The organism is Salmonella sp. SAL04196 (assembly GCF_046550835.1).
GTDB lineage: Bacteria > Pseudomonadota > Gammaproteobacteria > Enterobacterales > Enterobacteriaceae > Salmonella > Salmonella enterica.
Genome location: NZ_JBGDXE010000002.1, coordinates 575016 through 601252 on the forward strand (window position 1 = coordinate 575016; position 26237 = coordinate 601252).

A 26237-nucleotide genomic window follows, 5' to 3' on the forward strand; every position below is an offset into this window, starting at 1 on the left:
CCCTGAAATAAAACTCACATCCTTATTGAATGTTGTTGAAATATTCTGAAATTAAGTCGGAGTTTTTAAAATATGAGTCTAGAACCTGAAATAATAAAAACTCGTTATTGTTCTTAAACATAAAAGGGATTTTGGCATTATCAATTTTAAATGACTTTGTTTTTTTATAGCCTTTGATTTTGGAATCTAATAATTTTTCCTCATATTGTTCTAACGTATAGGATATGAGTTCATGGTCTAAATGTTGTATATAAAATACATTATTAAGGTTGAAATACTCAAGGTGAATAACCTGTGTAATGACATCATCATTTACCATCTGAAAGTCATCTCTTAATTCTTCAAAAGTGATACTTCTCTCTCTTGAATCATGATGAACCCAAAAGCTATTCGCGTAGTTATCAATAGAATAAAATTTTGAAAGTGAGGGGAGATCTGCCACATTCAACTTTAGAGGTGAACCAACCTCCATGTCTTCAAAAAATGGAATGTAGTCGGTTATGTTATCTATTCTAAATGAAATGTTAGTGATAAGCTCTAAGTCTATTAAAGCCTGAAGTGTAGTTAATAATTTTCGTGGGACAGGTATCCAAAAATGGGCACCTATTCGTTTGTCTACTATTGTTTGACTATCTTTATCATTACATATTAAAATGTTTTCGTTTAAGCTTAATAACTTGTATCTTTTAAATTGAGAATCAACATTATTAATATTGATTTTAATTTCATTATATTTCTTTTCAATTATTTTGGCCTGTTTCATGTCGATAATGGCTGACTTGTTTTTCATGTCCATATAATTTTCAAACAATAAAGCACCGATGTAATAATATTTGTAATTAGAAGTGATGTATGTGTTATCCTCCGAGCCATGAACGTTTTTATATGAATTGTTCATAATATCTTTCATATCTCTATGGTTGTGTTTTATTATTTCAGTTAATACATTGTAATTTATATTGGTATTGTATCTTTTGTTAAAGATAGAAATGATATATAACTGAAAGGATGACTTTTCTAATGAGATACTTATGTGGGGGAATAACTCATCAGTGAGTAAGTTCGACCGTTCAATGAATGCTCGATAAAAAGTCCCCAAGGAACACCATTTGCTTTTCTCTAATGGAAGATTGTTTATTTTGTCAAACCACTCATTGATTTCCATATAATTTTATCTCTTTTTTATCATGATAAGAAATGAACAGCATTAACTATTATTCTACAGCATTATAGGAGTCATGTATTACGGTGGACTCAGTTTTGGCGCGCTTCCTTGCCTCATGTGTTCTGGTGGCATTGAAGGTGTGAGATCTAAGCTTCTATTTACTTCCGGCTGTTCCTGATTAGGACGGCTTGGGAAACGCTTGATCTCATCAGATGTTAATTTATAGTCACCATTGTTAAATTTGGTACGTTTTTCAAACTCCGAGCGTGGAACATTGACACCCAGCAGTTCATCATAGACATAGTTCTCTGCGATACGCTTATCATGGTCAGCATCAGTGGTATCGGGTTTCCTTCTGGCCCATATAAATTTCTCTCTTATATAACCTACTATCAGTAGTGTGAAACGTTTAAACAAACCATTCTGGCGGGGCTTGGTCTGTTTCCTACTTCTCACAGGAGCACGGTTCATCGCTCTGGTGTTTTGAAGATATGGGGTTTTCAATTTAGTGGATGCAGTTGGTTCAGGCGCAACCAGAACAGGGGATTTCTTCCCTGAAACATTTACTTTACTGACCTTATTGGGATCACGGTATGATTTTACAGGTGGTCTTCTGCTTGTAGTTGCTGTTGCCACAATCGACTGCTGTTCTACTGTTGCCGGGTAGTCTGGAAGAACAATCTCTTCGGGGTCAGCAAGATGTGTAATCGTAAAGCTTCTGACATCAACAACGATTTCCAGTGGTAGCTCACTGAATGTGGTGTAGACCTTTTTTGCTTCCTCAATTTGATGATCGCGTTGAGCTTGTTCAGTAGCTCGCTGTTCCTGAGACTCTTTGTCATTCCATTTAGCACGATGAACACGTTGCATTGCCGGGCGGTTTGTTTCCGTTGCTTTGGCAAGCCAGAATGCTTTCTCTTCAGCGCTGAATGCTTCTTCTGCTTGGGCAAGGGCATCAGCACATTGCGTCCTGAGAGAACGGTGATCGATACGTTCTTCACTGCCTGCGGCTTCAAGGTAGCTGTTTGACATTGTGGCCCATGACTCACGCCATTGGATCATTATCTTCTTATCATTCCAGCTTCTTTCTTTTTTACCGAAGCCTTCGGGACCAATAGTTTTCAGAGTTAACATGACGTGAGCATGTGGATTCTTACTGTCTAAATCGTGGAATGCGATATCAGCAATCATTCCTTTATCAACAAAGTTCTTCTGGCAGTATTCGGCAACCAATTTTTTCTTGTCATCATGGTTGAGTTCTACGGGGATAGCGACATCAAAATAACGGGCTGTTTGACCGTTGTTCTGGCGTTCCACTCTTTCAACTTCATTCCAGAGTGCTGAGGAGTTTTCAATAATATGAGCAGGTGTGGCAACCGGAGATAATATAATATGACCATGAAGATCTGTTCTGTGGCTGAAATCAAATGTTTCGCCAATGCGATCATCTGTAATACGTGTACGGGCATGGTAGGCAGCTTTCGCAACGGAAGTCATACCTTCGCTTCGTTTCACAATTTTAAAATCCAGATGAAAAATCGCCATGAAAAATATAACCTCAAATAAAAGTAATGCTGTTAGTTTTTCGTAAGAAAAACGTCGGGGTTGACGTTGACCTTGGTTTTGCTTTTAGCCTGCGGCAGCAACCGTCGGTAGACCCCACACACTGCGTAGCAGTGTATAGGTGGGCATTGTCTTTAATAAAATAAGCCAATGTAAAATGCCCCTCTTATTAATTAATACGAAATATATGTATGGTTGTAAAATAATACGCCGGGTTAAGCGGCGCAAACTGGATTAAAGGTGTAGGTTTCACGTCCGCAGGACAAAAAGAGTAAAGAAAAGGCCCGTAAGGGCAAAAGAAGTATTAATTATTCCCGCCGTAAGGCGGGATAGCGTTAATTGAAGAAAAAAGCTAATAAAACAGGGAGTGTTATGTGTTGCACAATTCACAGGTTGAGGTGGAGAAATAGAGTTAAAAATTGACAGGTGAAAATAAAAGCACGAATGCGCAAAAATAAGTAACGCGGAGAGTGCGGGGTATTTTAAGTTAGTAATTACTATCACATGTGTTGCACATTTTTATTTTAGAGTAAACCGTAATCATATACCTAAACAAAACAGGCTAAATTTGACGTCATTTCTCTTTGATGATAATTAAATATCACATTTGATAATTCAAGGAGATAAAAATGAATGAACACATGATATATGTGCTTAATGCCGATACCTGTATTCTTCAGGCCAACAATAAAAGAATAACAGATATCTTTATGACAAAGCATAAAAGCGGTGTAGTAAAATATTGTGGTAAAGATATGGAACGGTTTCAGTTGTTCTTCGAAGCTGCTTTGTTCGCAGTAGCTGAATGGCAGATACAGGTTGAGGCAGAAATAATACATTATGATGAAATCGAAGTGATGGATTTTTTTGAACGTCTCGATTCATATGAGGCAGGGAAACTGGCGGAATCAATTTTGATATTCAATGATATCATTGTCATGAGCGGTAATGAAAAAGTGTGTACGTATTTTTAAGGTGAAGTATATGAGTGATGAAAGTAAAAAAACAAGAACAGAAAAAACATTAAGGCAAAAGGTCGCTTTTGCTCAGCTTGAACTAAACCGCCTTAAGTCTCTGGAAAAATCAGAACGAAAGAAAGTTGAAACAAGGCTAAAGATTATACTTGGTGCAGAAGTGGCTAAGGCTATTAATTGTAGTATCGAACAGGTGGATAAAGAACTTGTTATGGGGATTTTGCTTTCAGCATCTGACCTGAATGATATTGAAAAAATAACGTATATAAAAGCAGGCAGGAAGTTTCTCGCGCAAATGGATGGAAGACAAAAATAAAAATATTTAAATTTATTGTGATTCAGGTATTGATATCTAATTATTATCTGTTATCTATATAAAAGAACAGAATGCAGGATAATCCTTTATTAATATTTTTTCCTTTTCAATCAAGCGTTCTGTTCGACCAGTAATCTGTTAATTTTTATCTTTATGTAGTGAACGTCATTATTACTTTTTTATCAGATATGATAAATATCCCATGAAGAAGTAATAATGACAGTGGTAGTGATAACAAATGTTGTTTTTAAATCTCCCGGAAGGCAAAGAGAAATCTTTGCCTTTTTTAATTCATCCGTCTGTCAGACAGAGTTAAATATATCTTGCTATTTCTATTGCCAGATATGAGAGAAGCGTTATAACAGGAGGTATCATTAAAACAAAAAAGGAGATAATAATGGTTTTATTAAATAACAAAAGAAAGAGCAAGAAAGGTTTCTCACTACTCGAACTATTACTTGTTTTAGGCATCATTGCTGCATTAGTGGTAGCGGCTTTTATCGTGTATCCCAAGGTTCAGGCTTCACAAAGAGCACAGGCAGAATCCAATAACATTGCCACCATACAGGCAGGTGTTAAAGCGTTATACACGTCGGCTTCAAGTTTTACTGGCCTGACAAATACTGTGGCTGTTCAGGCAAAAATCTTCCCTGACAATATGTTAAGTGGAACAGGCAATGCGGCTAAACCCATCAATGCCTTTAAAGGTAATGTGACGCTGGCTGCGGCAGCAACTGGCCCATCATCAGCGGCTGGCTCTTCTTTCACTATTACATACGATAATGTGCCAGCAGCGGAATGTGTGAAAATAACCACTGCGGCGGCAGGCAACTTTTATACCGCTAAAGTCGGTTCAAAAGTTGTGAAGGCTTCGGATGGAACACTCGATGTGGCTGCTACGGCAGCGGCCTGTAATAACGCCACAAGTAATACATTAGTTTTCACGTCTATTTAATGAAGAGGGCGCAGACCCTTTTCTTTCTTATTGCTAAAACAGGGAGATAATTATGATAAAGAAAAAAGGATTTACCTTACTGGAAGTGACTATTGTTTTAGGTATTGGAACGCTTATCGCTTTTATGAAATTTCAGGATATGAGAAACAATCAGGAAGCGGTATTGGCTGATAATGTCGGAACACAGATTAAACAGCTTGGAGAAGCAGTTAACCGCTATATCAGTATTCGCTATGACAAAATTTCCACACTGTCATCATCCAACAACCAAAGCAGCGATCCGGGGCCAAGAACCTGTTCGGCTGCTGGTTGCGAAATCACTTATCAGACGTTAATTAATGAAGGTCTGTTGCCTGTAGGTTATACAGGAACTAACGCGCAAAAAGCATCTTACAAAATTGTGTTAAAACGTTCAGGAACAGCGTCGGATTACGTCATTAATGGCCTTATAACAACCGCCAGCCCGTGGGAAGAAGGTGGTCGTATTCGTTATGACCTGTTAGGTAAAGCGGTTCAGGCGGCTGGTGTTGATGGCGGGATGAGCAGAAACACCAAGATAGCTTCCGGCTATGGTGGTCAGTGGAGTGAGAACTCTAACAGCTACAGCAATATCACGGGTGGTGGATTACTGGCTTATCGTGTGGGGTATAACTCTTCAATGTATTCTGTTTATCTGCGTCGTGACGGAACGTTGCCGATGACGGGTGATCTGAATCTTGGTGGTAAGAGCATCAAAAACATCAAAGATATGACGGCATCAGGGACAACAACTACCGGAGCACTTAAGACAACGGGTAATGCGTCTGTTGCATCAGATCTGACTGTGGGTGGAGCCTCGACCCTTAATGGTCCTGTAAATATCAACAACAACCTGAAGGTAAAATCTGATACTTATCTGAATACGCTTTCAACAACAGGTCTGGCGAGATTTGGTAGCCGTATCGCGACGAACGGACTTAATCCAAACGATCTGCCTGCTGGCTGGGCTGGCGGTGTTCGCACCTATGATTTGTATGCGTCTGGAACTGTTGGTGTTGGAACAGGAAAAACAGTTAAAGCTTACATGAACAACGCGGGTAATATTTATGCGTCAGGTAATCTAACTGCCGGAACGATAAAATCCAATGGTACAATTGAATCAGTTGGAAGAATCAAAGCAGGTGAATATCTTCATTTGAATGGACAGGCAACGTTGAACGCAAAATGTACGCCTAATGGTTTGGTTGGGCGAGACAGTACAGGTCGAGTGTTATCGTGTGTTAACGGTAAATGGCAGACAGCAAGTGGTGATGGCCTGAAAGGTATTTTTATAACAATAACCGATCAAGTATCTGGATATAAGTGTGTAATACCGAATAGTGACACTGGGACATGTGCCTGTCCGGGGTCAACGTATAGTCCTCAGTTTGGCTATATATCTGGAACCCTTATTGCAGAGTATAATGAGGAGCGTTGTAGTGGTAGTAAGAATACACATTGTTATAGTAATTTTAGAAGGTTATATGCTTGTAGATAAAAGCTAGCATTAAGCAATAGATATCATTGTGGTATTTGAGGTGGATGTAAGATGTAAAAGGGCCGGGAGACCCTTCTGCCATTTAAATATTCCATAGCATATGGCTGTGATACTATTTATTACAGCTCACTTGAGCTAATTCCTTCGCAGTGAAATAGAATGATGTAGTGCGTTTGTTTTTGGGGGCGATATACATTTTGCCATCTATGTCTGCGACTACAAATAGCTTCGTTTTATTATTGAATTTATCTTGAATGAATTCATCAGGAATAAGATATTGATTAAGATCCGTATCATAATAACATCTATATTGATATCCTAACCCTATCAAATCAACAATTTTTTCTGATATGCCCGCAGAAAAAGCTGTGAACATATATAAACAAATTGCCACTGAAAAAATCAAATAGTATTGAATCCTATTTTTTGTATCACGAATTCTTTGATGTCTATCTGCGAATCCAGTACCAGCAAGGATGATAATGGTAAATAATATAAATGCGGCCTGTAGTATAGAATTAAAAGTTAATGAACCTTCGATATTGAAATTTAATGTGATAGAGAGGAATAATAAAATTAAACAAGGAATTATTATCAGTAATGCTGTGCTTATAAATAGTTTTATTGTTTTAAATAATTTTTTATAACAGAATGGGTTTTGTATAATGATGAAATGATAGCACGCCACTAAAATAAACAGTAGTAATAACCCGCATGTAAAGTTATAAAAAAACACAAATGCTATAACTCCGCATGAAGCATAATAAGTGAAGTAAAGAATTTTTCGGTTCTTGTTCTTTTTGATTTTTTCTTTTAAGATGAAATTAAAATATAAATTTCTGACTATAATTGGTGAGATGAAAAAAGAAATCATAAAGATTAAAATAATGACAAATATTGTAATGAATGAAAGTGCACCAAAACTTATTAATAAGTTTGTTTGTATTAAATCTATGAATTTCACACCATGAGTACGAACAAAGCTATATATAAACCATGATCCAGTAAAAGTACATACGAATATTATGAATACAATTGCTTTATCGATGTTTTTAAATAAACTGAGTGAATTTTTCTTGATGCTTCTATATATTTCATGTAAATATTTTTTGTCAGTATTTTCCATGTCGGGTTTTTCCTTTGCCTGCAAATATATTCAAGAAGTCATATTTCAAAGTGGAGCTAACATCTCGTTGTTAATCTTGAAGTTAGCGGGATTGCGCATCAATGATGTCAGAAATCATATGATATACTAATGTCAGTTGTTGGTAATACATTTCCTAAGCATATTAGCTATTATTCGCACAATACCCCGACCATTCATCCATCAACGCCACCCGCTTAGGCCATAACGTCCCACGTTGATACGTAGCCTCTGCCTTATCTGCCAACTGGTGAGCAACACATGTTTAATCACTTCACGTTGATATTATGTGGTTTTGCCAGCCCAATCACGGAAGTGATCTATCTCCATTATCAAGCTGCCATAGCCCTATATTTCTGCGCCTTAACGTAATCACCCCACCATTGCATAAGCACTTCTCGCTCTCCTAAATATTCAGCTCGATTGTAGGCTGCTATGATTTCAGTGCTTTTGGTATGGGCCAATGCTGCTTCAAGAACTTCTGTTCTGAATTTGCCACTCTCTTCGGCGGCTGTTCTGGCAATAGAACGCATACCATGAGCTACCAGTTCACCACCCAACCCCATACGAATCAATGCGGCGTTAGCTGTCTGCTCATGCATGTGGGTCAAGGGTGTTTTTATGCTGGGAAATACCCATTCACGATGACCGCTGATAGGCTGCATGTTTTCCAGAATGCGAAGTGCCTCTTTGCTTAATGGCACTTTATGAGGCCGTTTCATCTTCATAAACTCTGGTGGGATGTTCCAGATTTTATTCTCTGTATCAATATCAGCCCAACGAGCACGAACAGCCTCACCGGGACGAACCCATGTCAGCAGTTGCCATTCAATCAGCATACGGGTTTCCAGACGGATGGATGCGTTAGCCAGTGCAATCATAAACCGGGGGATTTCGCTTGGTGGTAATGCTGGCATATTTTGTTTTTTGGGCTTACTGAAACGTTGACCAAGGTTGTCGGCTGGGTTGAACTCAATGAGTTCTTCTGTGGCAGCATAGCGAAAAATTTCATTCAGGCGGGAAATGATGCGACGTAGAGTTTCAAGCACACCCCGTTGTTCAATTGGGTCGAGATGCTGCTTGAGCATTTTGGGGCGGATCTCTTTGATAGGGACATCACCCAGAGTGGGAAAGATGTTCCGTTCAAGGCTACGCCAGATGTCTTGTGCATGATCTTGGGATATACCGGAAGTCTTAATCTTTTCATCCAACCACTTTCTTGCAACAGCCTGTAGCGTGTTTTCAGTCGCATCTTTTAGTGCATTGGCTTTTTCGTTGTTATGGACTTGAGGATCGATACCGTTGGCAAGTAGGGAGAGATACTCATCCCGCAAAGTTCGTGCCTTAGCCAAGGTAAGGTGAGGGTAGGTTCCAAGACTCATTTTTGTGCGTTTTTTGGTCACTGGCACTGAATACCTGAAATACCAGTTTTTCTTCCCTCCTTTTGTGTCTGGCGCTATGCGTAGCAGTAATCCATCTCCATCAAAGAGGTTGATTTCCTTATCGCCGGGTTTGGTATTTTTGATTTCAGTATCAGTAAGTTTTTTTGCGAGCTTTGCCATTTGGGACCCTCAAGTTTTGGACCCTTTCCGTTGGGTCCCAAAAAGGGTGCCATAAGTTGTGGTTCTCAGCAATTCTCCCTGAACTATAGTGAACGTAAAAAAGCCCGCAGAGCTTGTGCTGTGCGGGCTTAGTGAACTTCACTGAACTTTAGTGTATCAATATTTGGTGGAGCTGGCGGGAGTTGAACCCGCGTCCGAAATTCCTACATCCTCGGTACTACATGCTTAGTCAGTCTTTACATTCGCCTGGCACCTGCGGACGGACACGCCACTACCAGACTAGCCTGATTCGTTTTAACGCTTCAACCCCAGGCAGGGCATCCGCGCGATCTCTTTTGGGTTTGACCTCTCTTGATCCCCGTCCTAAGAGCGGAGGCTAGGGAGAGAGGGCTCTAAGCAGGTTATTAAGCTGCTAAAGCGTAGGTTTCGTCGTTTGCGACTATTTTTTTGCGGCTTTTTACGAGGCCAACCGCCCCTCGGCATGCACCTTGGGTTTCGCAAATCCCGTCGAATCCAGAATCAGCCCCAATGTGTAAGGTAAGTATAACAGACTTGTGACACGCGTGACCAGCCCCCGTATCTTCTTATCTTCAACGATTTACCGCTCGCGCAGCGCTTCTTTCGCGCGATTAAACGGTTTGATTAAATAGTCGACAATGGTTTTTTCACCGGTTTTGATATCCACCGTGGCGATCATGCCTGGAACAATCGAAAAACGGCGTCCTGATTTATTTTGTAGATAGTCCTGGTGGGTGCGGATAAACACGCGATAGTAGAAAATTTCCGGTTTCACTTTATCCTGAATGGTGTCCGGTGAAATGGTCTCCACCACGCCGTCAAGCCCGCCGTAAATGGCGTAATCGTAAGCAGTAATTTTAACCAATGCGCGTTGGCCGGGATGAATAAAGGCGATATCACGCGGCGAAAGGCGGGTTTCAATCAGCAGACGATCGTCTACCGGCACTATCTCCATCATCTCGCCGTTAGGCGGGATCACGCCGCCAATCGTCGTGACCTGGATATTTTTAACAATGCCGCGTACCGGCGAACGCACGGTAAGGCGGGTGACGGAATCCTCGCGTCCTTTTAAAATGGCGGAGAGCATATCGACCTCAGCGTTCGCTTTCGATAACGCTTCGCGTGCCTGCACATAATATTGTGAGCGCAGATCGGTAATTTTTAAGCCTAAATCGCTTTTTTGTCGTTGCAGGCGTAGCACTTCAACATGACTGGCCGCGCCGCTTTTCTCCAGCCGCTGGGTAATGGTCAGCTCTTTATTAACCGACGCCAGCGCATCCCGTAGCTCGGCTTCGGTATCGGCCAGCTGCGCGCGGCGGCTTTTATAGAGACGCGTCTCTGCGGCGATCAGATCCGGCCAGCCGTTCAGCTCAGCGGGGAAGGCGAGAGGTAAGTCGCTGACTTCCGCAGTTAACCGTGCGCTGGAGGCGAGTGAAGCGCGATATTTTGCCGCACTTTCACCAACATTGGACGCCAGACGCGTCGGATCAAGCCGGGCGACAATCTGGTTAGCCTGAACTCTGTCGCCTTCCCGCACCGTCAACTGCGCCAGAATGCCGCCATCCAGCGACTGCAGAACCTGTTCGCGTGAACTGGGGATCACTTTCCCGTTGCCGGTGGAAACCTCATCCAGCCGGCCAAACCACGCCCAGATGCCGAGAATGAGAAATAACAGTGAGCAGATCAGAACAATACGACTCGCGCCGGAAAACGCCCGTTCACGCTGAATATCGAAATCGTCCATCGCGGCATCATGCTGATTGATTTTCATTTTTCCACTCCCGACGGTGACTTTGCATCCGATCCGCGTTAAGCGCCTGCGCTTTTGGCGCATCCATCACCAGTTGTCCTTCTTTCAGGACAATGACACGCTCAACCAGCTCCAGTATTGGTACCCGGTGCGTCGCGACGACCAGGGTACGATTGCCAAGCCACTGATGTAACCGCTGAATAAACTCTCGCTCCGTATGCTCGTCCAGCGAGGCGCTGGGTTCGTCAAGTAGCACAATATTGGGGGAGCGCAGCAGCATTCTCGCCAGCAACAGGGACTGACGCTGCCCGCCGGACAGGCCGTTACCACCCTCCATAATGGGATGATCCAACCCTTTTGCCAGCCGCCTGACGAAGACGGCGCCGCCGCTGACTTCGAGCGCGTCAAAAATCTGTTCATCGTTGGCGTGCGGCGCGCCGAGCGTCAGGTTCTCTCGTAGGGTGCCGAAGAAAAGCCGCGCGTTCTGGCTAAGAAAGCCGATGTTGCGGCGTAAATCCGCCATATCGATGTGCGACAAGCTGAGATTATCAAGCCGGGCATCTCCCTGAATCATCTCCAGGCCACCCGCCATCGCCTGTAAAAGTGTGGATTTACCCGCACCGTTACGCCCCAGTATCGCAATCCGCTCGCCTGGCATGATCTCCAGACGCACGAGGCGCAACGGTATGCGTTGATCGTCGTTATGGTAACGAAACTGAGCGTTTTCAAAGAGGTAATGCCCGTGGAGGATGTCGCGGTGTATCAGGCTATCGTCATGCTGTGTCTCGGTGGGCAGTTGCATAATGTTGTCGAGACCCATCTTCGCCGCTTTCACCTGCTGCCAGCGCGCCAGCACGCCGCACAGGTTAGCCATTGGCGCGATCATCCGCGAGCCGAGCATCGACGCGGCGACCACGGCGCCGGTAGTCATACTGCCTTCAATGACCATCGGCGCGCCGAACATAATCACTGCGGCATACACCAGACTTTGTACCGACATCCCCCAACTGATAAGCCCTTGCGTGAGTTTGCGGGTGCGTAGACCCGACTCGCCGGTGATACGGATATAGCTATTCCACTGCTGAAGAAAGCGGTTCTCCGCCTGCATCAGTTTAATATCTTCCAGTCCCTGAACGCTTTCGACCAAGACTGCATTGCGTAGCGTCGCTTCGTGGGCGGCCTGGTTGGCGAGGACAGCCAGTTTTTTTTGCAGTGCGACGCCCGGCAGGATCATCAGCAGCGCCGCCACGGGCGCTATCCATGCCAGCGGTGGGGCAATAATCGCCAGGACTACCATAAACAGGAAAAAGAAAGGCAGATCGACAATGGTCGCCAGCGTTGAAGAGGTAATCATCTCGCGGATCTGCTCCAGTTCGCGTAACTGCGAGATAAAACTGCCAGTGGAACGGGGGATAGCGCTGTTGCGCAGCCTTAACGCATGACCGAATACCCGATCGGAAATGCGCATATCGGCGCGTTTACCGAGCACGTCCATAATGTGCGTACGCGCTTCACGCAGCAGAAAACCGAACAGCACCGCTACCAGCACGCCGAAGGAGAGCACGTACAGGGTAGGATATGACTGAGCGGGGATCACCCGATCGTAAACCTGCATAGAGAACACAATCCCGGCCAGAGACAGCACGTTAATCAGAAAGGCGGCGACCATTACCGGTAGATAAGGGCGAATATCCTGCAGAACCAGCTCGCGCATCCAGTCGGGTTTAAAGCGGGAGATATAGCGGTCGACGCGGCTATCCTTGAGCGCCGATAGCGGGCGTAGCGCGGCAACATAGAGGATCTCCGGCAATAACTCGCTGAGCGTCAGGCGGTTACGCTGACCCTCTTCTTCAATCACAAAAACGTCTGCCGCATCTTCGCCATTAACATGCTCGATGACCAATAACTGCCCGTCCCGGAGCTCGACAACCAACGGCAATCGCCACTGACTAAATGCCGTTTTGTCTATGTCTGGTGCATGAAAGGATAAACCCGCCTGCCGCGCGAGCTGCGTTAAGGCGGTCGTTCTGCTTTTACCCCTAAACCACGGGGCGTTGGCCTGAATTGAACCGGGAGAACAGGCAACGCGATAATGACCGGCGACATAGCTGATGGCCTGCGCCCATTGGCTTAGCGCGCGCTCACTGAGTACCTCTTCTACATCGGGGGCGGCGCGGGTCATGGCTGGATCTCCACGGATTGAATGCTGCGATGATTTAACGCGAACGCCTGACGAAGCGCGCCGGTGTTATACAGACAGTTCAGTTGCAACTGATGCAACTGGCTTTCCGTTTGCAGTTCGGCAAAACGCGCCTGGTAAACTTCCTGCTCCGCATTCAGCACGTCGAGCAGCGGGCGGGAACCGAGGTCAAGGTATTGCTGCTGATACAGTTCGCGCGTGCGTTCGCTAAGCTGCTGTTGCCGACGAAGGATTTGTAACGCGCTGGCAAGACTCATTGCCTGGCTGCGTGCCTCCATTAGTTTCTGGCGGACATCAAGCCGGGTGCGCTGAATGGTCGACTGAGCCGCGTCTACCGCATGGCTGGCGGCGTTGCGTCGGGCAGTCAGCCCTCCGCCCTGATAAAGCGGCATCTCAACTTTCACCCAGGTGGAATACTGGGTTTTATCCAGCACTTCATGACTGGGATATTTATCATTAAGATAATGTTGAACGGAAGGTTCGAGCGAAATTGTCGGCGTCATTTGCGCGCTGGCATAGTCCAGATTCGCCCGCGCAACGTTGGCCTGCGCCCAGGCGGCCAGTACCGCGGGCACCAGTCGATCGTCGGGAGTTGCCGTCTCACAGCTGCGAGCAAGTTTCGCCGGGAAGTCATTATTGATGCCGTTAAGCGAATTCCAGCCCAGCCAGCTCATCAGTGAGGCTTTCGCACTGTCGAGATTGGCCTGATACTGCGCCAGTTGCGAGCGGGCGGATTCGATTCTGGCTTCGGTTTGCACTACGTCAGATAGCGACGTAGCGCCTTCATCGCTGCGCTGCCGGATAAGTTTACCGATGCTGTCCAGCGCGACGAGCTGTTCTTCCGCCGCTTCTACCATTTGCTGCCAGCTCTGCGTTTGTACAATGGCGTTGGCGGTTTCGTGCGCGACGGTATCAATACTGAGCAACACATTGGCCTGTTGCTGCGCTGCGCCTGCGGTTTCGGCGCGAACCTGGCTTGCCACTTTGCCGAAGTCATAAAGCATTTGCGATACCGACAGCACCAGCGAGGGACTATACCCGTGATCGGTGTAGGTATTGCTGTACCCATTGTTCACACCAGCGCTGACTTGCGGATAATATTTCGATTTGGCGACCTCTATTTGTTCATTCTGTGCGAGCAGTTTGCCGACGGCTTCGCGAATAGAAGGATGCCAGCTAACGGCGCGATTGACCGCGTCATTGAGCGTCAGGTTGCCCGGCGCGGCGGCGCTGAGCGGCAACTCAGCGGCGGAGCCATCCAGCGAAGGAAGCATCTGGTCTGTTGCTAATCCTTCGGATGTAATCATTGGCGGCGCTTCTGCGCCCCGGGGCTGGTGATGAAACAAAGCAAATGCCAGTACGATGGCGACAGGCGCGACTCTTCCCATAGTTTATCCCTTTTAAATATCACCGCTTGTTGCCCCGAACGTCGTGGCGTTCGGGGCTTTTTTATCAACCGCCGGTTATCAGGTGGTTGTTTTGCAAAAGATCATTTAGCGTGAGCTGCACATTCTCCAGAGTGACAAGGTCAGTGGATTTAAACGCGCTGCCGACGCCGTCGCGATCGACGGATATCACCGTATTGGCGCCGCTGGTATGAACCTGAACAAAGTTACCCAGCGTCGCCGCCTGATGATCCCAGCCGGTCAGCAGTTCGTGGATATCGATCTTGTCGCCCTGCGCGGTGGAGAAGTTTTGCCAGCGATCGGCGCCATTGCCGCCGGTCGCGTCCGCACCGTTTAACAGGTGGTAAATCAGCGTATCGCCATAGGCGGAGCCGATGAGAACATCGTTTTGGTTGGTACTGACGATTTGCGGCGCCATATCAATGGTCAATGTGGCGCTATCCGTATGACCCATCTTGTCATCCAGTTGATAGGTAAAGACCTCTTTACTGGTGATGGACGACATCGCGACGCCATTATTCAGGGTGTAGGTGTAAGCGCCATCGAGGTTAATTTGCAATGTGCCGTAATGTCCCTGAATCGTGGCGCTGGTGGTATTCGCCGCGGCGTCCAGCGTGGCGGCGCTGCCGTTATACCCGCTAATGCTCAGGCGGGTATTCACCGTATTAAGCTGATCCATCGCCCCCGCCGCATCGCTGCCGTCAAAAATATTGCCGAGAACGGTATGCGTTCCGGACGTTTCAAAATTATCCAGATCGACGGTGGTGCCGATGACGCGTGGCGTGATCGTCGCCGCCCCGGCCAGGGTATTGGTGCCGGTAAAGTTAAGCGTGTACGTTCCGGCATCCAGCTCCAGGCCGCTCAGGTTGACGGTCACCGTCGCGCTGCCCAGCGTGATATTCGCCACCGGAACGGTTCCGTTGCGTATGACGGTCCCGTTCTCCTGAATGGCCCAGCTAATATTCAGATTGCCCAGCGTAATGAGCGTGGAGACATCAAAGACCAGTGACGCGCCTTTAAGTACGGTGCCCGTTGCAACGTCAAAGGTGCCGCTCCCGCTGCCCGATTTACCGAGTAGCCCCCAACTGGCGCTGCCGACGCTGGAGTCCAGCCAGGCAGCGGTATCCTGAAGCGTGGCGACGCTAAGGGTATCGCTGACATCATTAATCGCATCCAGCGCCCTGGCGGTTGGCGTGATATTGAGCGAGGCCGTATCGGTATCGCCGTTTGGCGCTTTGACCGTATAGATAAAGCTGTCCGGCGTTTTAATGCTGTCGGCACCGACGCCATTCTTCAGCGTGTAGGTATAGTTGCCTCTTGCGTCAATGATGAGCGAGCCATACAACCCGTTTACCTCCGTCGTGCCGGTCGCCGCAATCGCCACGCCGTTTACTTCAGTGAGGAGGGCGTCCGTAGGGGCGACATCATTGGTCAGTACGTTGCCGGTGGTGTTGGCGGTGATACTGTCAACGGCATAGGTGTGGTCCTGGGAAATCGCCAGCGTATAGCCAGTGAGGACGCTAATGCCGCTGGCGGTATTCAGCACGAACAAGTATTCGCCGCCAGGCAACGTCAGGGTCAGCGGCTGGGACTGTCCGGCTAACAGCAGGGTGTTAATCCAGCCCTTTTGCACCCGGAACTGCTCATATTGTTGAATGGCATCGTTGAAGCGATAAACGTACAGATCGAACGTGGAAACCAGTGAGACGCCGCCGACGGTTCCCTGTAACGTCATGGTTCGCGTAGCGCCTTCTTCAACGTTAAAGATGATCGGATTAGTCATATCATCAAGCAGATTCGCGTTCAGTACATTACCAAGTCCGACGCTTAATACCGTGACGCCGCTTTGTGTCGAGGGACCGTTGTTGACGTAGCTAACGTGAGTATCAAAGACCAGTGAGGCGTTATTGTCTGTCGCTATCACGCTGCCCGGTACAGGCGCGGGACCCAGATTGATAACCAGTTGCGCGGCGCTGCTACCGACGCCATTCTGGGTAATGGTGTAGGTGAAGCTCTCTTTATGTCCGTATCCCGCCGTGGGCTTAGTCAGCGTGTAGGTGTAACTGCCATCCTGATTAATGTGCAGCGTGCCGTATTGCCCCTGGATATCCACGCCGCCCGCGCCGACCGGCGTACTGACACCGTTGGCGTTGGTGATGGCGGTGACCGTGGTGCCCGTCGGCGCGGTATCATCAGCCATGACGTTGCCGGTACTGATGGTTGGCCCGCTAATAATACCTGCGCTGGTCTGGTGTACATCGACATCCAGGCTGGTATATGACCCGGTGGCGAGCAGACTGGTGTTATAAGTGAGTACCCGGTACTGGCCTTCGCCCAGGCCGCTCAGGTTCAGAGTAACGCCGCTCCCGGTCAGGGTAAGCAAATTCGCGAAGTCGCCAACGGCGGTGTTGACGATCGTCGTCCAGGCGCCGAGGCTGGTGTCGTAGCGCTGTACCACAATCTCCTGAGTACTGAGCAGCGAAAGCACGATTCCCGTTGCGGCGGCATCAATGGTGACGTCGCCCGTACCACCTTCAGCAATGGTGAACTCAACCTGAGCGGTATCGTTACCCAAAACCGAGGCGACATTGCCAAGCGCGCCAACCAGCAGCAGGCCGTAATCCGAATAGTTTTGCGTGCTGGTGACGGCGGTAGAGGTCAGATCAATACTGGTGATGTTATCCCTTGCCGCCAGCGGCAGAACCGGCGCGGTAATGCCTAACATGCCGGAGGCGTTACCCGCAGCGTCAGTGGCCGTCACGTTAATGAGTTGACCTTCAATTTGTTTTGTCGGCAAGGTGAGAGACCATGCGCCGTTGCTGCCGGCGGTGGTGGTGAGCGTCACGCCGCCCGCCAGCGTGACGGTTACGGTGCTGTTTGCCTCTGCCTGTCCGGAAAGTGAACCGCCATCGGCGCTGAGCGTACCTGACGGCGTACCGGGCGCCAGCGTATCGACAATCACCGTCGCGGCGGTGGAGACGCTGCCTGTACCGTTGGCGTTAGTCGCGGTGGCGGTGAAGGCGTGGCTGCCTTCGGTCAAATTGCCTGTCGGGGTAAAGCTCCAGTTTCCGCTGGCGTTCGCCGTGGTGGTGCCGAGCAGCGCCCCGTTGTTATAAATGCTCACCGTGGCGCCCGCCTGAGCGGTACCATTCAATGTAGGTTGTGCGTCATTAGTGACCTGGCCGTTGGCGATAGCGCCGGTATAAATACCCACATCATCTACTACGTTGGTGATGATCGGTGCTTCCGGCACACGCGTATCGGGCGCGGTAAATCCGGCGGCAATGCCTGTGTTGCCTGCTTTATCCTGGGCAAATGCCAGTAGCGGCTGACCATTGGTCTGCGCGGGCGTGAGTGTGGCGGTGAAGCTGCCTGTACCGTCGGCGGTGGCGGTTCCCAGTACCACACCAGTCTCAGAGGTAATCGTCACTGTACTGCCTGCTTCCGCGGTGCCCGTCACCCGATTACCGGTAGCATTGATGACCAGGTTGCCGGGCGCGCCGGGCGCAATGGTATCCACGATAATCGTTGTCGATGGCGAAGCGGCGCTAACGTTGCCAGCCGCATCGGCGGCGCTAACGCTATAGGCGTGACTTCCCTGGCCGAGCGCGGCGGTTGGCGTCCAGCTCCAGTTGCCGCTGGCATTGGCGTTCACGGTCGCGACCAGCACGCCATTATCGAAGATGCTTACCGCGCTGTTGGCTTCTGCTGTACCGTTGAGCGTCGGCTGTGTGTCATTGGTCGATTGTCCATTGCCAATGGCGCCGGTACTGTTCGGGACATCATCAACGATGCTGGTTATAAGCGGAACCGTTGGCGCAAGGGTATCGACCACGATAGTAAAACCGCTGGTGGCCGGGCTAACGTTACCTGCCGGGTCGGTGGCGGTCACTGTTAATGTGCGCGTGCCGTCGTTTAACCCTGTCGTTGGCGTGAAGCTCCACGCGCCGCCCGCGTTAGCCGAGGTGACGCCAAGCAGAGTGTTGCCATCATAGATACTGATCACGCTGCCCGCTTCGGCAGTGCCGCTCAGCGTGGGGCGGTTATCATTGGTTATCTGACCATTAGCGAGATTTCCTGTGACCCCGCCCGCGACGTCATCCACCACGGACGTCAGGATTGGCGTTTGCGGCGCGGTGGTATCGACCGTCAGGGTGAAAGCCGTACTGTTCGGGCTGCTGTTTCCTGCGGCATCGGTGGCGACGGCGGTGATGACGTGCGTTCCGCTTGCCAGCGTTGAGGTGGAGACGCTCCACGCGCCGTCAGGCTGAGCCGTTGTCGTGCCAATGACCGTACCATTTTCATAGAGCGTAATCGTGGCGCCGGCTTCTGCGGTGCCGCTGAAGGTTGGCGTAGGATCGTTGGTATTTTGGCCGTTCGCAATCGTGCCGAGGCCTGGCGCCTGATCGTCACTGACTGATGTGATTACCGGCGTCAGCGGCGGCGTGGTATCGACGACGAAATTAACGCTGTCTGAAACGGGACTGACGTTGCCTGCGGCATCAACGGCAATGACGGTAATTACATGGTTGCCCGTCGCCAGAGAGGCATCGGGCGTGTAGCGCCAGCTACTGCTATTGTCGGCGGGAATTTCAGCCAGCAGCGTGCCGTTATCGTAGAGACGAATAGCTGTGTTGGCTTCACGAGTGCCGCTAATGACAGGGCGCGCCTCGTCTGTGATCTGTCCTGAACTCAGATTGCCGGTAATGGGGCCCGTACCGTCGTAGACCGTATCAATAACAGGCGCGGCGGGAGCCGTGGTATCAATAGTAAACGAGCGTATTTCGGACGCGGCGCTGGTATTGCCTGCCGCATCGGTTGCTGTCGCCGTCAGGTTCCAGACGCCCGCGCCCAGCGAGGTAGACGGCGTAAAGCTCCAGCTACCGTTGGCCTGAACTTGCGCCGTGCCGACCAGCGCGCTGCCATTATAAATCGAGATGGTTGCACCCGCCTCACCGGTACCCGAGAGTGTTGGTCGCGTTTCGTTCGTCGAGCCGCCGTTGGGGACGATGCCCGTTACCGGCGCCGTATTGTCTGCCACGCTGGCGATAACCGGCGCGGCGGGCGGTGTGGCGTCAATCGTCAGCACAAATCCGCTGGACACCGCGCTGCTATTACCCGCCGGATCGGTGGCGCTAAGGGTGAACGTGTGGCTACCGTTTGCAAGTGGCGTCTGCGGCGTGAAACTCCACGTGCCGTCGCTATTCACCGTTGTGGTACCGATGGACGCGGGATTACCGTCAAGATAGACATTAATCGTCGCGCCAGCCTCTCCGCGCCCGTTCAGGGTGGGCGTCGCATCGTTCGTTAGCTGCCCGCTTACCAGGTTGCCGGTAATACCGGGTTGGTCATCCACGACGGAGGTGAGAACCGGGATCGCCGGAGGCGTAATATCGACCACGATCGTCCACGGCGCGGAGACCGCGCTGGTATTGCCCGCCGGATCGGTAGCGCTAACCGTCAGATTATGGCTTCCCTCTGACAAATTGCGGGGCACCGGGAAGGTCCAGCTACCGTTTTCGCCTACCTGAGCCGTGCCAAGCGGCGTACCGTTATCAAAAATGGTGATTGTCGCGCCAGGTTCGCCAGTTCCGTTCAGTATTGGCTGCCGATCGTCGGTGGATTGCCCCGGTAACACCGGGACGGTCGGTTGATTGTTATCGTCAATCACGGACGTGATAACCGGCACATCTGGCGCCTGCGCGTCAATGTTCAGCGTAAAGCCGTCCGAAGGCTGGCCGCTATTGCCGGCGGGATCGGTCGCCACGGCGGTAAAGATGTGTGCGATGTTCTCCAGCGGCGCGTTCGGGGTGAAGCGCCAGTTGCCGCTTTGATCTACCGTGGCGGAACCGATTTCTACGCCGTTATCCAGAATGCGGATGGTGGCGCCTGCTTCTCCCGTTCCGTTGAGCGTCGGGCGTGAATCATTGGTGAGCGCGCCGTTATCCAGCGTACCGGTCATGCCGGGGACATCATCCGTTGCGCTGGTAATAACCGGTTGCGCCGGCGCGCTAAGATCGACAGTGATCCCGACCGGTGCGGACAGGCCGCCCTGGCCATTCGCATTGGTTGCCTGGACGGTGAAGTAATGTGTGCTTTCGCTTAATGGCGTCGCAATCTCAAAGATCCAGTTCCCGCTGGCGTCAACGGTGGCAAAGCCTGCCGAATCGCCATCAATGAAAATTTCAACGGTAGAGCCGATATCCGTAGTGCCGCGCAGCGTCGGCGTGGTGTCGTCCGTGGCGCCGCCCGCCGCAATATTCCCCTGTACGCTCCCGACATCATCTTCAATCGCCGTGATGGCCGGGACGGCGGGCAGACCGCTGTCGGAAGCGGGAAAATTCGTAGCCGGGCCGTTATTCCCCGCGCGATCGATAGCAATTGCCGTCAGCGTACCGCCATCGGTTTGCGCCGGACTGAGCGTAACGACGAATTCACCGGTGCCATTAGCGACAGCGCTGCCGACCAGGGTGCCATCGGCATGATGAATTTCAACGGTAGCGTAAGGATCGGCAAGTCCGGCGACGCGCGTGCCATCGTCGTCCACCGTCTGGATCGTTGGCGCGGGCGGGGCGGTGATATCCACGGTAATGGTGATCGGCTGGGTTTGCGCCGTGGTATTTCCAGCGTCGTCAGTCGCGCTGAAGGTTAGCGCATGGCTGGCTTCTGACAATTCGGGCGTATTGAATGTCCAGCCCCCGTCGGTGACGAGCGCCGTACCGATTGCCACGCCATTGTCGTAAATCGTGACGGTGCTGCCGTTTTCGCCGCTGCCGTTGATAGTCAGCGTCCGATCGTTAGTAAAGGCGCCATCGGTTAATGGCCCGGTCACTGGCGCAATATCGTCAAGGATCTCATTGACGACGGGCGGCTGCAACGGAACGGTGTCGACGGTGAAGGCAAAGCTGTTCGATACGCCGCTGCTGTTTCCGGCGGCATCGGCGGCAATGGCGGTCAGGGTGTAGACGCCATCCGGCAACGCGCTGGTCACCGGCAGCGTCCAGGTGCCGGTCTCATCGACGGTGACTACGCCTAAAACGCTGCTGCCGTTATAGAGCGTAATAATGCTGCCGATGTCGCCAGTGCCGTGAATGACCGGTGTATTGTCGTCAGTGGTTGCGCCGCTGACAATAGTATCCTGGACTTCGCCGACGTTATCTTCGGCAAAAGTGATAACTGGATTGGCGGGCGCAGTGGTGTCTAGCGTAAAAGTGACTGAGGCGGAAGGTGGACTGATATTACCCGCTATATCGGTTTCCGTGACGGTAATGGTATAGGTTTCTGGCGTCAGTGCCGCAGGCGTAAAGCTCCAGCTTCCGTTATCGCCTACCGTTGTGCGACCAATTTCACTGCCATTATTGTAGAGAATTATCGTGCTGCCGATCTCTCCCGTGCCGCTGAAGGTCGGCGTGGTATCGTTCGTTGCGCCATTATTGCCGATGTTGCCGATAACCGGCGCGACGTTATCGCTGATTAGCGGCGCGTCAGGCTGCGCTGGAGGCTGGGTATCAAGGGTAACGGAGAAAACGCCGGAGGTCTGGCTACTATTGCCTGCGGCATCCGTGGCGGTGGCCGTCAGGATGTTTAACCCTTCGCTCAGATTACGGGTTAGCGGATAGGTCCAGCTACCCTGTGGATTGACCTGGACGGTAGTCAGTTCTACGCCGTTATTGTACAGGGTGATGATGGCGCCGGGTTCGCCGGTGCCGCTGAGGGTCGGCATACGCTGATTGGTAATACTGCCGTTTGCCAGTAGCACCTCACCTTCTCCGCCGGTGATGGCGGCAGACACGATCTGCGGCGCATCCGGTGCCTGGGTATCGATGCGTAGGGTAAAGCTGAGGGATTCGGGACTTTCGTTCCCTGCCGGATCGTTGGCGCGAGCGGTCAGAAGGTGGTCGCCGTCGCCCAGCGCGGCAGGCGGCGTAAACTGCCAGCGCCCGTCTGTGCCGACCAGCGCCTGACCTATGGCATTGCCGTTATCGTAAAGGATGATTGTGTCGCCTGCGGTGCCGCTACCGCTCAACCGGGGCTGGGATTCCTGGGTAATCTGATTGGTATCAATCGTATTTCCGTCGCCGTCAGCTACGCCGATAACGCCGGGGGCGGCAGGGGCCTGGGTATCAATGGTAATCGTAAAATCGGTCGAAAAAGGCGTGGTGTTGCCGTTACTGTCGCTGGCCGTCACGGTAAAGGTGTAGGTGTCGTCCGCCAGTGGCGAGGCCGTGGTGTAAGCGTAGCTCCAGACGCCGGAATTACCGACGATAATATCCGCTATCCGGGCGCCATTCTGATACAGGTGTACTGTGGAACCCGGTTCACCTGTACCGTTAATCGTTGGCGTGCTGTCGTTAGTGAGCCCCAGATGCGCGACGCTACCGAGAATACCCGGCGCATCATCTGTAATGAAGGTGATTACCGGTTGCTGCGGCGATTGCGTATCGACCACCAGGTCGAATGACGCGGCCGGACTGGCATTGCCTTTAGCGTCGGTTGCGATTACGGTCAGTCGATGCGCGCCTTCACCTAAATTTTGCGACGGCGTAAACGTCCAGGTGCCGTTGGGCTGTAGCGTGGCGAGTCCCAGCGAAACACCGTTATCAAAAATTTCGACACGCGCGCCAGCCTCCGCCGTACCGCTAAGGGTGGGGCGGTTGTCATTGGTGGTTTGTCCGTTAACCAGCGGCCCGGTGAAGCTTTCAACATCGTCCAGCACCTGAGTGATAATGGGCTTATCCGGGGCGGTGATATCGGGCGCTTGCGCTGTGGTTGGCGGGCTGACGTTGTTGGCGCTGTCGGTGGCGGTGACGGTAACCTGTTCGCCGTTGGTCTGTGCGGGGACGAGGGGAAGGGTAAAATGACCTTCGCCATCTGCTTTGCCGCTGCCGAGCGGCGTGCCGTCCGGCGTGGCGATCGTGATGGCGCTACCCGGTTCGGCGGTGCCGCTGATACTAGTGCCATCCTCACTAATTACCACGTTTTTTGGCATTTCCGGCGCGGTACTGTCCGGCGCGATAACCGTCGCGGCGGCGCTTTCGTTTTTCGCGACATCGGTGGCGGTAGCGATAAGCGCCTGGCCGTTAGTCTGCGCCGTATTCAGCGGAACGATAAATTGTCCGTTGCCGTTAGCGACGGCGCTGCCAAGTACGGTGTTGCTACTGTCGCGGATAGTGACCGTTGCCCCGGCTTCCGCCTGACCGCTTACGGACAGACCGTCGGTCGCCACGATAAGGCCGTCCGGTGCCGCTGGCGCAGTTTTATCCGGCGCGTTCAGCGTTTCTACCGGACCGCTATTCGTGGCTTTATCGGTAACGCTAATGCTTAATGTTTCGCCGTTAATTTTCGCCGGGCTAATACCTATTGAGAAGGTACCGTCGTCGCCTGCCGTTCCACTACCGAGCGTATTTCCCTGGCTGTCTTTGATAACCACAGTACTGCCAGCTTCCGTAGTGCCGGTAAGTCTGTCGCCGACGTCGCTAACCGCCAGGCCTTCCAGCACCGGCGGCTGCGTGTCGATATCAATGGTAAAGGAGGCGGACTGCCCGCTGGTGCCGCGATCGTTGGTCGCGGTAGCGGTAAAGATATGGTCGCCATCGGCAAGTGCCAGCGAGGGGGTAAAGCTCCATTTGCCGTCAGCGTCAGCGACAATGGGCGGAAAGGTCGGTACAGGAAAGCCATTATCGTTAATCGATATCGTACTGCCTGGTTCGGCAATACCGCTGAGAGTTGGGCGGTTATCATCTGTGGCATCGCCATTTTTCAGCAGCCCGGTAACGGTGCCAGCGTCATCCGTCACGGTAAGGATAGTCGGCTGGGCAGGATACTGAGAATCAGAAGCGGTAAACTCCGTGGTGGGGCCGATGTTACCGACGGCGTCCTGAATACGCGCTTCCAGACGCTCGCCGTGGGTCTGGGCCGGATTCAGCGTGATGCTGAAGTGGTTATTTTCTCCGGTAATCGTGGAGCCCAGGTAATTTCCCGCCGGGTCATAGATCGACACGGTACTGCCAGCTTCAGCGGTACCGCTAACGGTTGTGCCGTCTTTCGCGACATTATCAATGATAGCGGCGTCAGGCGGCGTGGTGTCCACAATGATAGTAGGCGTTGTCGTCACGCGGCTCACGTTTCCGGCTTTGTCGCTTTGTTCGACGGTAAAGGTATGTTCGCCATCGCTTAACGGTGTAGTCGGCGTAAAGGTCCAGCGCCCATTTTCGTCTACGGTAGCGCTGCCGATAACGGTTGAACCCTCTTTAATCGTGATGGTATTGCCAGCCTCTCCCTGCCCGGAAAATAGCGGTTTTGCCTCGTCAGTCCGGTCATTATTCTGTAGCGGCCCGGTGAGCAAACCGGTGTTATCGGCAATCAGTTCAACGCGTGGGGCATCGGGGCTGAGTGTGTCGATAGTCAGCGAAAAGCGGGCTGATTCGCTACTTTCGCCTTTAACGTTAGTCGCAATGGCGGTGAAATGATTTTCCCCATCCGCTAGCGCGCTGGTAATGGCAAAATGCCAGTTTCCGCGGCTATCAACCGTTGTTGAGCCTATTTCCTGACCATTGGCGTAAATATGGATGACTGTGCCTGCGCTGCCGGTTCCCTCCAGAGTGGGGGTATTGTCGTTCGTAAACTGGTTATTGCTCAGCGTGCCGGTGAGGGGAGCGGCATCATCGATAGCGGCGGTGATAATCGGTGTATCGGGGAGAGGAATGTTGGGCGCATCAATGGTTGCGGATGGGCCGGTATTGCCGGCATCGTCAGTCGCGGTCACGGTAAGTTGTTCGCCGCTAATCTGTGGCGCTGTTAGATCAATACTAAATTTACCGTCGCTATCCGCTTTGCCCTCGCCAACGACGTTACCTGAAGGATCTTTGATGGTAATGGTACTGCCCGCTTCGGCCTCGCCGCTCACCGTTTTTCCGTCCGCTGAAATCAGCAACTTGCCGGGAGCGAGAGGCGGGGTAGTATCTACAGGATTACTGCTACCTGGAGTATTGCCGTTAGGGTTACTGCCGCCGGGATTGCTGTTATCAGGGGGATTACCGTCAGGATTGGTGTTATCGGGGGGCGGATTATCGCCATCCGAATGATGGTGGGAATCGCCGCCGCCGGAAGACGCGATAGCGGCAATGCCGCCAGCCGCCACCGCGCCAGCCAGTACCCACGGCCAAACGGCGCCGCCTGCTTCATGGGAAGTGCCGGAAGTGACCAGCAGCTCATTAATATCAGCGATTTGTTCAAAATGTAGCCCGGCTTGCGGATTTTCTACCCACCATAACGTGCCATCATTTTCCGCCAGTACCAGCTGGCTTGCGCCCAGATCGTTGGTAACGTAAAAGTTTTTAATCGTGATCGTTTCGCCGGAATGGAGCGTCACCACCAGATCCTGATTAATGCGCGTAAGTTGACTAATTTCTTCCCGGGCCACTGATAATTTAACAATTGACGGGGCGTTAAGAGTGACCGCTGAGGATTCCACAGTGGTGGAGACGCCAGTCAATTTCGAAACCACGGCGAGTAGACGCATAAATTAGCTCCTGATGGATTTGCTCTGTGTATTAATTAACGGGCACGACGTTCAGGGCAAAATGCGTAGACGAGCCTTCCCGTTCATCATGAGAGATGAATTTCCGTAGCCATATTCTTTTTTATGAGCGTAGGTGCAGGTCTGGTT

General features: G+C 50.8%; 12 protein-coding genes, 1 other RNA gene and 1 pseudogene. 4 read left to right on the forward strand and 10 right to left on the reverse strand.

What is annotated here, in order from left to right; genetic code table 11:
- Positions 1-22: 22 nt before the first annotated feature.
- Both ACLJPE_RS12325 and mobQ read right to left on the reverse strand, forming a co-directional pair.
- Positions 23-1165, reverse strand: a complete 1143-nt coding sequence (locus ACLJPE_RS12325) for a hypothetical protein (protein WP_031601926.1) — start codon at positions 1163-1165, stop codon at positions 23-25.
- A gap of 78 nt (positions 1166-1243) precedes the next feature.
- A complete protein-coding gene (gene mobQ / locus ACLJPE_RS12330) occupies positions 1244-2710 on the reverse strand; it encodes a MobQ family relaxase (protein ID WP_031601925.1) in 1467 nt (488 codons plus the stop codon).
- A 647-nt stretch (positions 2711-3357) separates the two neighbouring features.
- Between mobQ and ACLJPE_RS12335 the strand changes: the two genes are divergently transcribed.
- The 4 genes from ACLJPE_RS12335 (at position 3358) to pilV (ending at position 6489) form a co-directional block, all read left to right on the forward strand.
- Positions 3358-3702 carry a hypothetical protein gene (locus tag ACLJPE_RS12335; protein ID WP_031601924.1) on the forward strand — a complete coding sequence of 115 codons (345 nt, stop codon included), beginning with the start codon at positions 3358-3360 and terminating at the stop codon, positions 3700-3702.
- 10 nt (positions 3703-3712) lie between these two features.
- Positions 3713-4018: a conjugal transfer protein TraD gene (locus tag ACLJPE_RS12340; RefSeq protein WP_031601923.1), complete on the forward strand. Its 306-nt coding sequence runs from the start codon at positions 3713-3715 to the stop codon at positions 4016-4018.
- Between the two features lie 397 nt (positions 4019-4415).
- Complete coding sequence (gene bfpA, locus ACLJPE_RS12345) at positions 4416-4973, forward strand: type IV pilus major subunit protein BfpA (RefSeq protein ID WP_000243504.1); 558 nt, start codon at positions 4416-4418, stop codon at positions 4971-4973.
- A 52-nt stretch (positions 4974-5025) separates the two neighbouring features.
- Positions 5026-6489, forward strand: coding sequence for a shufflon system plasmid conjugative transfer pilus tip adhesin PilV (pilV, locus tag ACLJPE_RS12350; protein ID WP_031601922.1), 1464 nt, complete (start codon positions 5026-5028; stop codon positions 6487-6489).
- 112 nt (positions 6490-6601) lie between these two features.
- Here pilV and ACLJPE_RS12355 read toward each other — a convergent pair whose 3' ends face one another.
- From ACLJPE_RS12355 to bapA, 8 genes and pseudogenes are all read right to left on the reverse strand, one after another.
- Complete coding sequence (locus tag ACLJPE_RS12355) at positions 6602-7615, reverse strand: hypothetical protein (protein WP_031601921.1); 1014 nt, start codon at positions 7613-7615, stop codon at positions 6602-6604.
- Between the two features lie 163 nt (positions 7616-7778).
- Positions 7779-7948: pseudogene (locus ACLJPE_RS12360) on the reverse strand (integrase); the annotation flags it as partial.
- A gap of 17 nt (positions 7949-7965) precedes the next feature.
- A complete protein-coding gene (locus ACLJPE_RS12365) occupies positions 7966-9195 on the reverse strand; it encodes an integrase domain-containing protein (protein ID WP_001389498.1) in 1230 nt (409 codons plus the stop codon).
- Positions 9196-9359: 164 nt separating this feature from the next.
- Positions 9360-9722, reverse strand: a transfer-messenger RNA (tmRNA) gene (ssrA, locus tag ACLJPE_RS12370).
- 71 nt (positions 9723-9793) lie between these two features.
- The gene (locus ACLJPE_RS12375) at positions 9794-10957 is read right to left on the reverse strand and encodes an HlyD family type I secretion periplasmic adaptor subunit (protein WP_072101562.1); all 1164 of its coding nucleotides are present in this window, start codon (positions 10955-10957) and stop codon (positions 9794-9796) included.
- A gap of 7 nt (positions 10958-10964) precedes the next feature.
- A complete protein-coding gene (locus ACLJPE_RS12380) occupies positions 10965-13145 on the reverse strand; it encodes a type I secretion system permease/ATPase (RefSeq protein WP_000196150.1) in 2181 nt (726 codons plus the stop codon).
- Complete coding sequence (locus tag ACLJPE_RS12385) at positions 13142-14551, reverse strand: TolC family outer membrane protein (RefSeq protein WP_000533871.1); 1410 nt, start codon at positions 14549-14551, stop codon at positions 13142-13144. Before ACLJPE_RS12385 ends, ACLJPE_RS12380 begins: the two co-directional genes overlap by 4 nt.
- A 64-nt stretch (positions 14552-14615) precedes the next feature.
- Positions 14616-26090 carry a biofilm-associated protein BapA gene (gene bapA, locus ACLJPE_RS12390; protein WP_039514821.1) on the reverse strand — a complete coding sequence of 3825 codons (11475 nt, stop codon included), beginning with the start codon at positions 26088-26090 and terminating at the stop codon, positions 14616-14618.
- Positions 26091-26237 lie beyond the last annotated feature (147 nt).

What these genes read in the sequence shown, in the direction of transcription:
- ACLJPE_RS12335 (WP_031601924.1), top strand. Translation starts at nt 3,358, where the DNA reads ATGAATGAACACATGATATATGTGCTTAATGCCGATACCTGTATTCTT.
- ACLJPE_RS12325 (WP_031601926.1), bottom strand. Translation starts at nt 1,165, where the DNA reads ATGGAAATCAATGAGTGGTTTGACAAAATAAACAATCTTCCATTAGAG.
- mobQ (WP_031601925.1), bottom strand. Translation starts at nt 2,710, where the DNA reads ATGGCGATTTTTCATCTGGATTTTAAAATTGTGAAACGAAGCGAAGGT.
- bapA (WP_039514821.1), bottom strand. Translation starts at nt 26,090, where the DNA reads ATGCGTCTACTCGCCGTGGTTTCGAAATTGACTGGCGTCTCCACCACT.
- bfpA (WP_000243504.1), top strand. Translation starts at nt 4,416, where the DNA reads ATGGTTTTATTAAATAACAAAAGAAAGAGCAAGAAAGGTTTCTCACTA.
- ACLJPE_RS12385 (WP_000533871.1), bottom strand. Translation starts at nt 14,551, where the DNA reads ATGGGAAGAGTCGCGCCTGTCGCCATCGTACTGGCATTTGCTTTGTTT.
- pilV (WP_031601922.1), top strand. Translation starts at nt 5,026, where the DNA reads ATGATAAAGAAAAAAGGATTTACCTTACTGGAAGTGACTATTGTTTTA.
- ACLJPE_RS12375 (WP_072101562.1), bottom strand. Translation starts at nt 10,957, where the DNA reads ATGGACGATTTCGATATTCAGCGTGAACGGGCGTTTTCCGGCGCGAGT.
- ACLJPE_RS12365 (WP_001389498.1), bottom strand. Translation starts at nt 9,195, where the DNA reads ATGGCAAAGCTCGCAAAAAAACTTACTGATACTGAAATCAAAAATACC.
- ACLJPE_RS12355 (WP_031601921.1), bottom strand. Translation starts at nt 7,615, where the DNA reads ATGGAAAATACTGACAAAAAATATTTACATGAAATATATAGAAGCATC.
- ACLJPE_RS12380 (WP_000196150.1), bottom strand. Translation starts at nt 13,145, where the DNA reads ATGACCCGCGCCGCCCCCGATGTAGAAGAGGTACTCAGTGAGCGCGCG.
- ACLJPE_RS12340 (WP_031601923.1), top strand. Translation starts at nt 3,713, where the DNA reads ATGAGTGATGAAAGTAAAAAAACAAGAACAGAAAAAACATTAAGGCAA.